Origin of the sequence: Bradyrhizobium sp. WBAH42 (assembly GCF_024585265.1) — a bacterium.
Classification (GTDB): domain Bacteria; phylum Pseudomonadota; class Alphaproteobacteria; order Rhizobiales; family Xanthobacteraceae; genus Bradyrhizobium.
On record NZ_CP036533.1, the window covers coordinates 6,645,384 to 6,660,423 of the forward strand.

A 15,040-nucleotide genomic window follows, 5' to 3' on the forward strand; every position below is an offset into this window, starting at 1 on the left:
GCATGTGACGAAGCGCATAGCGATCCGACCTCACCAACAAGAACGATGGAGCAACGAAATGGCCAATCCACGCCCAGAGGAAAAACCCACCCAAAGCCCTGAAGACACAATCCGCCGCGCCGGCGAGAGGACCGCCGAGCAGACCAGGCGGATCGGCTTGGCCACCGCCGAGGCCGGGGAGGAGGTGGCGCAAGCCAGCGGCCATCTCTTGCGGCAAAATACCGAGATGTTGCAAAACGCTTGGCGCTTCGGATTCGACATGGCGGCGGCCATGATGGGTCGCTCGACTGATCAGCTGGGTCGCACGTTCGGTTTGACCGGCAATGAGGCGCAGCAGGCAGCGGAACGCTCGGTCCGCAATGCCGAAGCAATCATATACTCCACGACTGCAGTCGCCAAAGGAATGAATGGTGCATCGCGTGAGTACTTCGATTTCGTTCGACAGCAGATCGAGAGAACCATGGACCGCACGAATGAACTCTGGAACTGCCGCACTCCTCACGATTTGGCCGCTGTGCAAACCGATCTGATGCGCGACACGATCAGGAGTGCGTTGGATACCAGCCGCCGGATGGCAGACTTGTCTCTGAAGGTGGCGGACGATGCCGGAAATCATATAACTCGGAGCATCGAACGCATGCGGCAGGCAGCCTAGGCGCGGTTACAATCATGGCACCGGCGCGGCGGACTCTCAGCCGCGCCTATGCCTGTCCCGCCCGGTAGATTCCGGCTTCGCCGCTTGCTTAAAGCAAGGCGGCACGGCCACACTAGGGCCACAAGCAGACGAGAAAACTTGATTTACTGGCAGCCGTTTGAAGAGCTTTAGGGAGAAGCCCACCATCCGTCGGGAAATGGCTCAAGCAACATCCAATCGATTAAGTTGTCGTTCTGAGGGACCCTGAGACCTCCTGCATTTCTGCCTGGTGGCGTGTAGCAGCGGAGGCGGACAGACAGGGCGCCGCGATCACGACCTCGGAGGCGGTGCGAAGCATGGCGTCTAGAGCGCAATGCAGGCGCACCTCGGGCGACGCGCTCTGCATCTTCGACCAGACTTCGAAGATCTTCCAGTTCTGAGAGCTGAGAGGCGAGTTCGCCAAGTTGTTGCCGATAAAGCATTGCGCGAGAGCTTCGCATAAATGTCCTCCACAGTACAAAAAGCACTACTAAGACGGATCAAAGCAATCGGGATAAACTGGCAATCTACCATAGCCAAAAATCGGCTTTCAATACGTCAGGCTCATTGCCTCATACGGGCTATCGCCGTCGAGGTCTGTAGCAGCGAAAGGCAGCTGGGGGGTCGCAAGCTGCGGTCGTGGCAAGCGCAGCCCTACGCTCGGTTTACGGGCAATAGCCGACAAGCATCGAAACTGCCGTTTAAAAGCGAGGGGCGGCCTCAGGCAGGAAGTCCACCCGTAAATTTCCCAAGTGTCGGCAATTTCGCTCGCTGGTTAACTGGTGCGGATCGAGCGCCGCATCATGAAAACTCCGAAGCCAAAACAATGGGCCGAGCAGGAGGTCCGACGGTTGATCGCGCTGGCCCGACAGGGAGTTGGCGCGTCAAAGATAGCCGCCGAACTCGGCCGCCACGCCGGATCGGTGAGGCGCATGGCGCGAACGTTGGGACTGCTGTTGAAGAAGTAGTCCCGGAGCGATCTTGAGGGCAGCGCGGGCGGACCTACAGCCCAAAACCTTGGCCAACGTCCCGTATCAGCCGCAGCGCGGCGTCAGTATTGCGGCCGTAGAAGAGCGCGCGATCGAGCTGCGAAAGCATGCTCATTCCAAATAGCGCGATAGCAATGCCTCTAAACATGGTTGTGGACCGGGTTGAACGATGCAGCGAAAAGTTCAAAACGGCCCCAGCCGCAGGTTGGGAGAAACAGCCGGGGCCGGCATTCCCATTCCAATGTGCCGCGATCGGCGGTAATCGGCACGCTCCCAGCAAGCCACATGAAAGCTAACGAACTGTTTCGAAGGACCCGAATTCGAAACCGAAGCGCCTGGTCTCACAAGCGTGCACTTCGCAATGCAACGTAGCGCCAAGAGCCCGTAATTCTACGTTGGGAGCGCCCCCGGAGCGGCAGACTGGTCGCCGTGGGTGTGGATGAAACCCTGCGGCTCGCGTAGCATCGGCAAGGGTCCAACGTCTCGCCGGGATCAGACAAATGAGCCGTTTCCTGCTGTGCTGTGTAGCCGCTACCTGCTTCGCCGGAGCTTTGGTCTTCCATTCCTCCGAAGCGAATGCCGTCTTTTGGCGCGGCATCACCGCGCCAACAAACATCGATATTCACGGGTGGCCGATCATCAAAGAGCCCCCGCCGAGTCCATGCCAGTGGATACGGGTCAGCGGTGGCTACTGGGTCCGACAGTGCGTTTACTAGGCCCCCTGTCGCGAAATGATTGGTGATGATGTCGGCGGTATCGCTGTCCACATAGGAGCGCGAGTGCGGCGCTTGCTGGTGCAAACGAGGTTTTCGTGTCGAGCACGGTCGTGGCGGGCTGCTTCACCTTGATCGACTCATCTCCTGCAAGCAGACCTTTCTGCTCTTCGAGCGCAGATCGGCAACGAGCCAGAAGGCGACGCGGATCCTAGAGAACCTTGCCCAAAGCCAGCTGGGCTAACAGTTGATCACCACAGCCAACCATCGGTCCCGGTGGCTCGCATGGGAGGTCCATCGAAACGCAGCGCTTGGTCTGCTGTGGTACATTCACCCTTTTTGTTTCTCTTTTGCGCTTCTTCCATCGGAGCTTTTAGAGCGTTCTTCGAAGCGATCAGCGCCCTTCGCTAGATCGTGTCCCGTCTTGCTCTCGTTTTTCGCTTCTTCCTTAGCAGTCGCCTCGCGCAAGCCTTCAGCGGCCCGTTTCCCAGCTTTTCGTTCGTCATCCATGTGAAGCACCTTCCCTGACTATCACCACGCTTCGCCAGGAATACTCCGTGCTAGTCCCAGCCAAGCCATAACACACTTCAATCAGATCACTTGGACATTGTTCCAGTTGCAAGTGCGTATACTGGCTTAGAGCTGACCTCAGACGAGCCGCGCAGTCTTTGTCCGCCGAAAGAGAGTTCGAAGATTGCAACAGCATGTCCGCTTCGGGTCAACAGCGCCGATTGGCCCGCGGTGGGGTGCTTCCGCTTTACCCCGACCCGGACAACTCGCCGCGACGCGCTAATGGAAGCAATGGGCCATAAACCGTTCTTCCCTCAGGATAATAGGCGACCGATTCTGGAGCCTTGGAAAATCTATCGCCGCACGCACCACGCCCAGTGAATGCCACCGCGCCAACGCCGCTCAGCAAATTTGTTAAAAATGCAATTCCGCCTGCAGGGGAAAATTTGCGTGTGGGCGCCTTGATGTGGCTCGCCGTTGCGAGCCATGGAGGCGTGTAGCGATGGGACAAACGACTCGAATTTTGAAGCGGGCAACCGTCCTGCCGGATCTCCTGAAAATGCTTCAGGAACTCGAGGATTTACGAGAGAAGGTCCGGCTGGCAGAAGCCGCTCGTGTGTTGCACTAACGTTCGCCGATTTGAGGCGATGCTCCCGTGCGCCTTTAGTGGCGGGCCGCGATAGGCAGAGCCGTTAAACGAGGAGTTCGGGAACGACTGCCCATCCAGCCACTTGCCTGAGGCATGAAGGACGACCCGGTCGTTCTACTCCCCGGAATGCTCAAGCCCTTGCGGCTCGCGCGCGTTTACGGCCTTCTCGTCGAGCGCATTGACGGTCTTTATCACCCCGGCGAGCCGACGGAGCAAGGCATGCACGCGGCAGAATGATGCCGTCCGGCCTCACCGGCGCGCCGACCGTTCTGAGCGGCGGGCAGAGCATTCGAATTTGCAATGCAGCATGGTCCAATCCTCTTGCCGCACCACAAATCCGCGAATAACGTCGGCCCCCTTGTTTGTAACTAGTTGGATGGCTCGGATGAGGGATTTTCAAGCCAAGTTAGAGCGGTATGAGAGCCTTGCTGCTGAATGCGAATTGATTGCCAAGAGGGCAAATGAGAGCAATCGGGGCTTTTATTTGCGAGCGAGCGAGCACTATCGCCAATTGGCGGGCGAGGTCCGTGCTCTGATTGCGACGTTCGATCTCGCAGCCTAGGTGCCCGTCACTGCGACATGAACCTACCGCCGAACCGTCCTTCGGCACCTCCGAGGCCGCGGTTCGAAAGGTGGTGGAGACCCGCGTAGGGAAAAGGCTAGGTCCGTTTAGCCGCTAGGAGCGGACGCCGCCGAAACGCGCGAGCACGGCCGCAAAGGGCCAAAACCCGACTCATGCGCGGCGCTTGCAGGGCCGCTAGTGCATCATCTCGCCAAAATAGGACTACTATTCGGGTAACCCCGCTTTCCGGAGCCCCTCGATCAGCAGCTTCGCGTTCAATTGCCCGCCCCGGGCTATCCACCCTGATATGTTAAAGGCGGCGTCGAGCTCAATCAGACGTGCCGCCGCTTCGCGTGACTCCGCATCCCGTCCGAGATGGGCGTATGCGGACGCGAGGCAGCGGTAAGTTGATGAATAGGAGGCGTTCTGACGCTCGGCCTTCTTTCCTGCTTCGACGGCCTCCTCAAAGCGACCAAGCTCAATCAAGGCCATCCCTATCCCGGCCATCACCGCGTGCAGCACCGGATCTAATGGGCTCATGCGGACGGCATGTTCAAAGCTGAGGATTGCTTCCTCGGGTAACCCCGCAATCCTGTAGACGTGACCTCTGCAGACCAAGGCTTGAAATGCATTCGGGTTAAGAGCAACCGCACGGTTCGCCATTTCGATCTCGGTTTGCCCAGCGCCGATCATGATTGCCGAGATAAAGCTGGCGGATGCTAACGTGTCTGCATCACCGTCGTCGATGCTCAATGCGAGGCGAGCAAGTCGAAGTGCCTCTCGGCGCTCGAATTGAGGATCGACAGCAAAGCCGAAGACGACGTTGAGCGCGTGACAGTTACCTGCCAGGCCGGCAGCCAGACCGAGCCGAGGGTCGAGCTCCAAGGCGCGATGAGCCAGCCTTATCGCCTCGGCAAAGCTTTCGCGGGTCATCGAACGGAACTCGCCCACGGCCCGGAGGTAAAGATCATAGGCGGTGAGATTCTCCGGTCGCCGCCGCGTCGCCATTGCGATCTCCGTTTGGAGCAGCTTCGGCTGAATGGCGGAGACAACCGCTAGCGTGATTTCATCTTGGAGAACGAAGACGTCTGTCAGGTCACGTTCGTATCTGTCCGCCCAGATATGAGCCCCTGTGGCTGCATCGATCAATTGTCCTGCGATGCGCACTTTTCCTGCGGCCTTGCGCACAGACCCTTCAAGCACATAGCGCACACCGAGCCTGCGCCCGACCTCCTTGATGTCTACAGCTCGGCCCTTGAAGGTGAAACTTGAATTTCGGGCGATAACGAACAGGGACTTGAACCGCGAAAGCGCCGTGATGATCTCCTCCACTATTCCGTCGGCAAAATACTCCTGCTCGGCATCACCGCTCATGTTCTCGAACGGCAGCACAGCAATCGAGGGCTTATCGGGTAGTGGAAGGGGGGCTTCCGCGAATTCAATATCGCGGCTCAAGATCGCCGCCGCGCCGGAAAGCTGGTTCACCTCGCGGACCGTGCCGATGAAACGAAAACCCTTGCGCGGTAACGTCTTGATCAGGCGCTGTGCCTCACCGGAATCGCCGATCGCGCTTCGCGCGGCATTCAGGCGGGTCGTCAACGCCGCGTCAGATACGCTGCGACCATTCCAAATGGCGTTGACGAGGTCGTCCTTGCTTACAACCCGCTCCCTGTTGCGGATCAGGTACTCGAGCAGGTCAAAAACCTGCGGTGTGATCGACACCGCATCAGTGCCCCGCTGCAGCTCGCGCCGGTCGGTATCGAATGCGTATTCCTCGAAAAGATAGCGCAAGCTGCCATTCCTTCTCGGGGCCGCCTCTGTATTAGCGCATGAAGAATAAGCCGCCGGTAAGAGAAATGTAAGCCACCAGTTAAGCGCGCCGGCACCTCTTGCGGCAACTTCCGTCCTAGTGAGCAGTCCAGACAGGACACCCTCAATGAGCACGATCCACGGGACCACCGAGCTGGGACCGGCAACAGCAAGGCGGCAGGTCTACAGTCCTCTCGAAGCATACTGGAATGCATTTCAGGAGTGGCGCAAACGCCGGAGATTACTGGCCAACTTGTGCGACTTTAGTGACAGGGAGCTTATGGATATCGGTATTACGCGCGGCGAAATCGACTACGTCGCCTCGCACCGAGATTGCGATCCGCGAGGCAACCTATCCGGTGAATGAATGCCGATGGTAACGAAGGAAGGTCGGATTGGTCACAACCAGAAGGCGTCATGGCGCAGATGCTGACCTCCGATACGGGTCAGACTGAGAAGAGCTCGGGCTGAGCAAATCTGGTCCGGTATGCTCCGCTGAGCAGACGCCGGCAGGCCGTGCCGCCACTTCGCATTCGGGCCACTGGCGGTCATTCGGCACCCGGGCTTACTCTGGCAACCCCGCTTTCCGAAGGCCCTCAAGCAACAACTTCAAGTTCGACGTCCCGCCCCGCGCGATCATCACAGATACTGTAAAGCCGGGATCAAACTCAAGCACATGGGCAGCCGCCTCACGCGCCTCAACGTCGCGTCCGAGATGAGCGAAAGCAGACGCGAGAGGCATGCCGCCATAACTTGCTGAACAAGCCGAATAGTGATTGCGCGAGCACTTGAGCCGAGCAGGTCGGTTGTCGATATTGCGTGCGCGCTTGAAAGCGCGAGAAAAATGCGGTTGGCATTGCCATAATTTCGATTCCCAAGATGGCGGCGTTACAGCAGCGCAATCCGCTGATCTCGTCGGGATCTGGCGCATCGAGGTGAGACCCAATGCCGCTCTTGATAGTCGCCGTGATCACGCGCTCGAGCTTCGAGCAGTTGATCGTTTCGCATTGCGTTCGCGCCGCTTTCGTTAGAGCTGCAAGAAACCATCACAGCGCGCGAGATGTGCCGCCTTGGCTGTTGCGACGATCGCTATCTATTTAGATATATATTTGAAAATTAATGACGCTATTTACAAAAGTTAATGACGATTTTAATGTGTTGCGTTCGTCGAGCATTGGCATGCTCGATACGACGTGAATTGCGGGCCCGCCAAGGTGTTGAACGGCGTAGGCCCTCGTTGATTGAGAGAGTTTCAAAGTAGCATCTCAATTGCTGGAAAGGGCGGTCATGTTTGAGCCCTGCGCTTCCGTCAGGAAATATCCAAACGATAGGGTGTGATCGCCGCTCGAGCGGCGCGCGCATCCGACCGTGTTGTGGCTCCGATCTCTCGACTGAGAGCGACGAGATGGTTTTGTTGCGTCTGTGACGCACCTCCCGGGCGGCGGGAAATTCTTCGATGAAGATGAAAGAGAAGGAGCCTGTGATCGGCTTGCCGCCGATGATGCCGGCGTTGACGAAACTCGCGATACGCCGAAGGACGCAGGAATTTCTGATGTGCGAGCCTACCACTAGTTTTTTGTAGGAGGTTTCTCATGGCACTTTCAGTCACTCTTACCGGCACAACCGTTACCCTCGACGAAACCGCTGGCCTGCAGAACGACGACACCAACACGACGCTCCCAAGCGCGTTTTCAAGCCGGCTGACGGCACTGGGCGCTCCGGCCGCGGAGATCAACCATGCGGTCAGCAGCGGCGACGTTATCACCATCAGCGGCGTCACGGGCGCGATCGGCAACCTCGCCTTCACCGATTCGACTGGCGGCGCGCTCGACGGTGACACGAGCGGTCTCTTCACCAATGACGGCGAGGAGGTCTTCCTTTGGGCCGACCCCACGAACGACAACATCGTGGTCGGCAAGACGGAAGCTGGTGCCATCGTCTTCGCGGTCTATCTCGAGCAGACCGCGACCGGCGCCAAGATCTGGAGCGTTCAATACGAGGCGCTGGAGCATCTGGATGGCACCAACCCCGATGACTCCCTCGACCTCGGCAGCCATCTCAAGGTCGCGGTCAGCGAGCAGATCAATTTCGGCTTCGCCGGCGCGCCGTCCGGCAGCAACCTCTTCATGACCTTCGGTGATCCGAATTCCACCCAGATCGTGGTGATTGGCAAGAACCCGCTCAATCAATCCGAGGGCGGGAACATCACGACCAAGGACGTGCTCAATATCAGCCAGGCCGGCAGCACCACCTCGTTCGGCGTCAACGGCAACCAGATCAACGCTGGTGAGGGGGCGTACATCACCTATGTCACGGGCACGAACACGAACTTCCTGGTGCCGAACCTCGATCAGAACGAGGCCGACGTCGAAGCCAACATCGCCTTCCAGAACGTCTTCAACGCGACCGGCGGCTCCTTCACCGTCAACCAGACCAATCCAGGCATCGGCCCCGTCACCGTCAAGATCACGGCCTTCAGCACCGCCGCCGAGCCGGGGGTGAATTTCGTCGACGGGCTCAGCAACGACACGCAGATCGCGATCACATCGGCCTCCTTCATCAACGTCGTCAAAAAATCAGGCAATACGCAATATACTCCGGTCGCTACCGTAAACGCCGACGGAACACTGACGGTCACCGGCCTGAGCAGCGGCGACACGGTGCAGTGGACGACGAGCGCAACCCATAACCGCGTCCTGATCGAAAACATCAGCAACGCGGATACCGATCAAGACAACGACAACAACACCTTCGATATCGGCGGCTTCAGCCTTGTCAGCTCCAACGCCGCGAGCGCCGTGGTCGGCACGGCCATCCACTTCGAGGATGACGGCCCGACGGCGGCGATCGTGCAGGGCACGGCGAAGGTGGCGCATGACGAGACTGCGGGTATCGACGCGGATGCCAACGATACCACCGCGGCGGCGGTGGCGGCGCTGTTTGCGGGCCTAACGAACGTCAGCAGCGACCTCAGCCCGACCGGATACGCGCAGAATTCGACGGCTGTCGTGAGCGCGACCGGAAGTTCGTATGGCACTGACTCGTTCGGCGGGACGACGGCATTCTCGCTGGCGGTGTCCGCCGCGGGGGTGGATTCCGGCCTCGACACCACCAACGGCACCAGCATCTTCCTGTTCAAGGAAGGCGACCTGGTGGTTGGCCGCATCGGCAGTGCAGCCGGGGCGGCGGCCTTCGCGGTGGCGATCAACGGCACGAGCGGCGTCGTCAGCGTGGCGCAGTACGCCTCGCTGAAGCATCCGGGCACCACCAATCCCGATGATTCGGTGTCGATCACCGACGGTGCGCTGCTGGCGGTCGTGACGGTGACCGACGGCGATGGCGATAAGGCCACGAGCTCGACCGGCATCGGCGATGCCGTGCAGTTCCAGGACGACGGGCCGACGGCGGGAATCGCGCAGGGCACGGCGACGGTTGCGCATGACGAGACTGCGGGGGTCGACGCGGATGCCGACGACACAACCGCGGCAGGTGTTGTCGCCTTGTTCGCTGGCGTCGCCAATAAAAGCACCGATCTCAGCCCCGGCTACGCGCAGGAAGCCACCCCGATCGTGACCGCGACCGGCAGCTCTGCGGGTGCTGATAACGAGGGCGCGACGACGGCGTTCTCGCTGGCGGTGTCCTCCGCAGGGGTGGATTCCGGGCTCGACACGACCGGCGGCACGAGCATCTTCCTGTTCAAGGAAGGCGACCTGGTGGTCGGCCGCATCGGTAGTCAATCCGGTCAGGCGGCCTTCGCAGTGGCAATCAACAGCTCGACCGGTGTCGTCAGCGTGGCGCAATTCGCCTCGCTCAAACACCCGACGGGAGGTGCCAGCTACGATGAGGCGATTAACATCACCGACGGCGCGCTGCTGGCAGTGGTGACGGTCACCGACGGCGACGGCGACACGGCAACGAGCTCGACCGGCATCGGCGATGCCGTGCAGTTCCAGGACGACGGGCCGAGCATCGGCCCCATCGCCGATGGGCAGGTGGACTTTGCTGCCGGCGCCAGCGTAACCAAGACGCTCAGCGCTTTGGTCGGAGTGGATGATCCTGCGACGTACAGCATCACGAGCTCGCCGGCGAGCCTGACGATTCTGGATGGCACGGTCTCGCAGACAACGCTGCTCCGGGACCTCTCGAGCAACAATACGGTCGCAACCTACTACAAGGACGTCGATGGCAGCGGTACACACAACGCAGGCGACATCGACTTCTTCAAGCTGACCGTGTCCGGCGGCAACTACACCTTCGATGTCCTGCAGAATCCTCCGCCTGCGGAGATCAGCTTCAGCTTTGCCGGAGCGCCCTCCGGTAGCAATCTCTTCATGACCTTCGGCGATCCGACCTCGTCTCAGATCGTGGTGATCGGGGAGAATCCGCTGAACCAGTCCCAGGGCGGCAACATCACGACCAAGGACGTCCTAAATATCAGCCAGGCCGGCAGCACCACCTCGTTCGGCGTGAACGGGAACCAGCTCAATGACAACGCCAATTACCCCACTGAAGGCGCGTACATCACCTACGTGACGGGCACGAACACGAACTTCCTCGTGCCCAATCTGGACCAGAACGAGGCCGATGTCGAAGCCAACATCAACTTCCAGGCCCTGTTCAATGCGACATCGGCGTCCTTTACCGTGAACCAGACGAACCCGGGCGTCGGACCCATCACCGTCAAGATCACGGCCTACAGCACTACCTACGAGCCGGGGACGGGGTTCGTCGACGGGCTCACCAATGACACGCACGTCGACATCACGTCGGCCACACTTACCAACTTCGTCGTCAAGTCAGGCAATACGACATATACTCCCGTCGCGACGGTCGACGACGACGGCAACTTGATCATCACGGGCCTCAGCACCGGCGACAAGGTGCAATGGACCACGGATGGAACCCACAACCGCGTGCTGATTGAAAACATCAGCGCCCATGACGGCATCGACGGCAACGACAACAACACTTTCGATATCGGCGGGTTCAGCCTGATCCAGTCGCAGCCGGCGCCCGACGAGAAGCTCGACTTCACCGTTCAGATCGCCGATGCCGACGGGGATACGGCTTCCAGCAGCTTCTCCGTCAAGATCGATGGAAACCACGACAACGTCATCAACGTCTGAACCACAAGCCGCCGGCTGCACGCCGCTATGGCGCGCAGCCGGCACCTGTTCGGTCGCACGGGCCTGGAGTAGATCCGATGCCGGATAGTGTCACTGCCTGGTGCGGCCAGCTCTCCCGGCCCGCCGCCGCCTGGTGTGGCCAGGTTCTCGGATATCCGGAGGAGCTGGCGAGCCTCACCATGCGCGTCGGCCTGTTCGCCGCGGCGGCCTTCATTTTGATCAGGCTGGTCTGGAAGCGGCGGCGCGCGGCGGCGGCGCCGCGAGAGAACGTGCCTCCTCACGCGCATCCCGTGTCCACGCCGCTGCAGGCCTGTCGCAGCGTGCTGGTCGGGCTCGGCCTGATCACCGCCATGCTGAACGTGCTTTATTTGACCGGCTCGTTCTTCATGCTCGAAGTCTACGACCGCGTGGTGCCGAGTCGCAGCGTGCCGACGCTGATCGGTCTCGCCGCGCTCGTCGGCGCCCTCTATGTGTTCCAGGCATTCCTCGACATTCTGCGCGGGCGCATCCTTGTCCGCGTCGGCGAGTGGCTCGACCGCGCATTTTCGGCGCGCGCCTACGACATCGTCGCGCGATGGCCGCTGCGTGCGCGCGCGAGCGGCGACGGGCTGCAGCCGGTGCGCGACCTCGACCAGGTGCGCAGCTATCTCTCCGGGCTCGGCCCCACCGCGCTGTTCGACCTGCCGTGGATTCCGTTCTACCTCACGATCTGCTTCCTGTTTCATCCGCTGCTCGGGCTCACGGCATCGATCGGCTCGGTGATGCTGGTTTGCCTGACGCTTCTTACCGATCGCTTGACGCGTGCGCGCACGAAGGAAATCACGGGCCAGATCGCGCAACGCAACGCACTCGCCGAGGCGAGCCGCCGGAACGCCGAAGTATTGCAGGCCATGGGCATGCGCGGGCGCCTTGCCGCGCGCTGGGCGAGCGTCAATGACAGCTACATGTTCGCCCAGCGTCGCGCCGCAGACATCGCTGGTGGCTTCGGCTCCGCATCCAAGGTGCTGCGCATGGTGCTGCAATCGGCGGTGCTCGGCGTCGGCGGCTACCTCGTTATCATTCAAGAGGCCACCGCTGGAATCATCATCGCCGGCGCCATTCTGACCTCGCGCGCACTCGCTCCGGTTGAGCTTGCCATCGCCCACTGGAAGAGCCTGATCTCGGCCCGACAAGGTTGGAGGCGTCTGCAGCAGCACTGGGCGCAGCTCCCGGTCGAGGAGGAGAGGACGCCGTTGCCGCCACCGTGCAAAGCGCTGGCCCTCGAGGCTGTCTCCGTGACGCCTCCTGGCGAACAGAACGTCGTGGTCCATGAAGCCTCCTTCGCACTGGGCCCGGGACAGGGGCTGGGCATCGTCGGCCAGAGCGCATCGGGTAAGTCGTCGCTGGTGCGCGCCATCGTCGGCGTGTGGCGGGCGGCGCGCGGAAAGGTACGGCTGGATGGCGCCGCGCTCGAGCAATGGAGTTCGGAAGCCCTTGGTCGCCACATCGGTTATCTCCCGCAGGACGTCGAGCTGTTCGCCGGCACGGTGGCGCAGAACATCAATCGCTTCGAGCCGGTCCCCGACGCGGAGGCGATGATCGCCGCGGCCTGCGCCGCCGGCGTGCACGACATGGTGCTGCGACTGCCGGACGGCTACGACACGCCGATCGGCGAAGGCGGCTCGGCGCTCTCGGCCGGACAGCGGCAGCGCATCGCGCTCGCCCGTGCACTCTACCGCGATCCTTTCCTGGTGGTGCTCGACGAGCCCAACTCCAATCTCGACGCCGAGGGGGACCAGGCCCTGACGCGAGCCATGCTCGGGGTGCGCGAACGCGGCGGCATCGTCATCATCATCGCGCATCGCACCAGCGCGCTGGCCGCCGTAGACCAACTAATCGTGATGGCCGAGGGGCGTGTGCAGGCGTTCGGACCGAAGGACGCGCTGCTGGCCAAGATGACGCCGCCGCGTCCGGCAGTGCCGCTCAAGATCGTGACTGAGGGAGTAAGCTCATGAGCCGCGAGCCGGTGAACGTGGTTCCGCGAGCCATCCGTCAACACCTGCGCGCTGGCCTCGTCGTCGTCATCGTTCTCGCCGGCGGCGTCGGGGGGTGGGCGACGACCACGGAATTGGCCGGCGCCGTCATTGGTTCCGGCACGTTGGTGGTCGATAGCTACACCAAGAAAGTGCAGCACCCGAGCGGCGGTGTGGTCGGTGAACTCAACGTCCGTGAGGGGGCCAGAGTGAAAGCCGGCGATGTGATCGTGCGCCTCGACGAGACGGTGACTCGGGCCAACCTCCTGATCGTTATGAAGAGTCTCGACGAACAGGCGGCGCGCCGGGCGCGGCTCGAAGCTGAGCGCGATGGGCAGGACCGGCTCGACTTTCCCGCGGACCTCATTGAGCGTGCCGCCGATCCGGACGTCGATCGACTGATCGTCGGAGAGCGCAAGCTTTTCGAGTTGCGCCGCGCCGCGCGCGCCGGCAAGAAGGCGCAGCTCAACGAACGCATCGGCCAGCTCCGCGAGCAAATCCGCGGGCTCGAAGAACAGATACAAGCGAAAGACCGCGAAACAACCTTCATCGATCAGGAGCTTCTGGGCGTGCGCGAACTGTGGCGAAAGAATCTGGTCCAGATCACGCGCCTGACAACGCTAGAGCGCGACGCGGTGCGCCTGCATGGCGAACGTGGCGCTCTGGTCGCGGCAATCGCCGAAGCCAGAGGGCGGATCACCGAGACCACGCTGCAAATCATGCAGATCGACCAGGATCTGCGCACCGAAGTCGGAAAGGATCTCGCCGAGATCCGGGCCAAGACCTCGGAACTGGTAGAGAAACGAGTGGCGGCCGAGGACCAGCTCAAACGCATCGATATTCGCGCGCCGCAGGACGGCACAGTGCATCAGTTGGCGCTGCACACCATCGGCGGCGTCATCAGCGCTGGCGAGCAGATCATGCTCATCGTCCCCACGCACGACGCGCTCGTCGTGGAGGTGCGGATTCCGCCGCATGAGATCGATCGTCTGTCGGTCGGCCAGCCGGTGCTGTTGCGCTTTACAGCCTTCAACCAGCGCACCACACCCCAACTCAACGGCGAAGTGAGCCAGGTGTCCGCTGACGTGGCGGTCGACCAAAAGAGCACGACGAGCTATTATGTGGCTCGCATCGTCGTTCCGGAGACGGAGATCGCTCGCCTGGGCGACCTGAAGCTGATCGCCGGCATGCCGGTCGAAGCCTTCATTCAGACCGGCCAGCGTACGGTGATGTCGTACCTCGTCAAGCCCCTTTCCGATCAGTTGATGCGCGCCTGGCGCGAACGCTAAGCTGCGACCTCGGTCTCCTCCCCTACGTGAGCGCGATCTCTTGTTAACGGCGGCTGTCACCGGATTCAGTTGCGCGGGGCGACGTTCACTGATTCAGTCGTTGCGAGAGCAGCCCGCTCAGGCTGCGCTGACGGTGGCGAACTCCGCGGCCAGGAACTGCTTCTCGAATGCCTCGGCCGGCATCGGACGGCCGAAGAAATAGCCCTGCCCTTCCTCGCATCCCATGCTGACCAGGAAGTCGGCCGTTGCGCGGTTCTCGATGCCTTCAGCCACGACCGTGAGACCGAGCTGCTTGCTGAGGCCGATGGTCGATCCGACGATGGCAGCGTCGTCGGAATTCGAAAGCAGACCGAAGACGAACGACCCGCATCAGCTAGGTGAATACGGGTCAGACAACAACCTGTCATGCGAAGGGCTGCCAGCCAGCGGCTGGTTGGGCACGGCCAATTAACGGAGAGGGTCGACTTTGGCAGCCATGTCGGGTGCCCGGCCCACGCGGTAGCGCGCGTTACCACAGTTGAGCACCCAAACGGCATAATCAGGTCTTGAGCGCTTCGCGTCCTTCTTCGCACCAATCGCCTTGTCACAGACGAATCCCTGCAAGCGGATCTGGGCAGCTAACATACTTTGCACGTCCTCCTGGGCAGCCAGCCCAGTGGATCCGCTGAAAGCGAAAGCCGCGGCTAAGGCGGGGACGTACAGTACAGC

9 protein-coding genes and 2 pseudogenes are annotated in these 15,040 nt (G+C 61.2%); 8 read left to right on the forward strand and 3 right to left on the reverse strand.

The annotated features are described in order from the left end of the window. The first annotated feature begins 58 nt into the window (after window positions 1–58). A complete protein-coding gene (locus DCG74_RS31460) occupies window positions 59–655 on the forward strand; it encodes a phasin family protein (protein ID WP_172785484.1) in 597 nt (198 codons plus the stop codon). Window positions 656–2,705: 2,050 nt separating this feature from the next. Here DCG74_RS31460 and DCG74_RS31465 read toward each other — a convergent pair. Beyond that, window positions 2,706–2,885 carry a hypothetical protein gene (locus tag DCG74_RS31465; RefSeq protein ID WP_172785485.1) on the reverse strand — a complete coding sequence of 60 codons (180 nt, stop codon included), beginning with the start codon at window positions 2,883–2,885 and terminating at the stop codon, window positions 2,706–2,708. Window positions 2,886–3,627: 742 nt separating this feature from the next. Here DCG74_RS31465 and DCG74_RS31470 point away from each other — a divergent pair. Further along, window positions 3,628–3,771, forward strand: coding sequence for a hypothetical protein (locus DCG74_RS31470; protein ID WP_172785239.1), 144 nt, complete (start codon window positions 3,628–3,630; stop codon window positions 3,769–3,771). Window positions 3,772–3,919: 148 nt separating this feature from the next. Then, complete coding sequence (locus DCG74_RS31475; protein WP_172785486.1) at window positions 3,920–4,096, forward strand: hypothetical protein; 177 nt, start codon at window positions 3,920–3,922, stop codon at window positions 4,094–4,096. 225 nt (window positions 4,097–4,321) lie between these two features. Here DCG74_RS31475 and DCG74_RS31480 read toward each other — a convergent pair whose 3' ends face one another. Then, entirely contained in the window at window positions 4,322–5,887 is a 1,566-nt protein-coding gene (locus DCG74_RS31480; protein ID WP_172785487.1) for a winged helix-turn-helix domain-containing tetratricopeptide repeat protein, read from the reverse strand. A gap of 145 nt (window positions 5,888–6,032) precedes the next feature. On the opposite strand from DCG74_RS31480, the gene DCG74_RS31485 reads away from it, so the two are divergent. From DCG74_RS31485 to DCG74_RS31505, 5 genes and pseudogenes are all read left to right on the forward strand, one after another. Further along, the gene (locus tag DCG74_RS31485) at window positions 6,033–6,272 is read left to right on the forward strand and encodes a DUF1127 domain-containing protein (protein ID WP_172785488.1); all 240 of its coding nucleotides are present in this window, start codon (window positions 6,033–6,035) and stop codon (window positions 6,270–6,272) included. 1,225 nt (window positions 6,273–7,497) lie between these two features. After that, window positions 7,498–7,902: pseudogene (locus tag DCG74_RS39070) on the forward strand (hypothetical protein); the annotation flags it as partial. Window positions 7,903–8,031: 129 nt separating this feature from the next. Next, the gene (locus tag DCG74_RS31495) at window positions 8,032–11,031 is read left to right on the forward strand and encodes a DUF5801 repeats-in-toxin domain-containing protein (protein WP_172785490.1); all 3,000 of its coding nucleotides are present in this window, start codon (window positions 8,032–8,034) and stop codon (window positions 11,029–11,031) included. Window positions 11,032–11,108: 77 nt separating this feature from the next. After that, a complete protein-coding gene (locus tag DCG74_RS31500) occupies window positions 11,109–13,025 on the forward strand; it encodes a type I secretion system permease/ATPase (RefSeq protein WP_246708810.1) in 1,917 nt (638 codons plus the stop codon). Next, a complete protein-coding gene (locus DCG74_RS31505) occupies window positions 13,022–14,332 on the forward strand; it encodes an HlyD family type I secretion periplasmic adaptor subunit (protein WP_172785491.1) in 1,311 nt (436 codons plus the stop codon). Before DCG74_RS31500 ends, DCG74_RS31505 begins: the two co-directional genes overlap by 4 nt. A 117-nt stretch (window positions 14,333–14,449) precedes the next feature. Here DCG74_RS31505 and DCG74_RS31510 read toward each other — a convergent pair. Continuing rightward, window positions 14,450–14,695: pseudogene (locus DCG74_RS31510) on the reverse strand (EAL domain-containing protein); the annotation flags it as partial. Window positions 14,696–15,040: the final 345 nt, after the last annotated feature.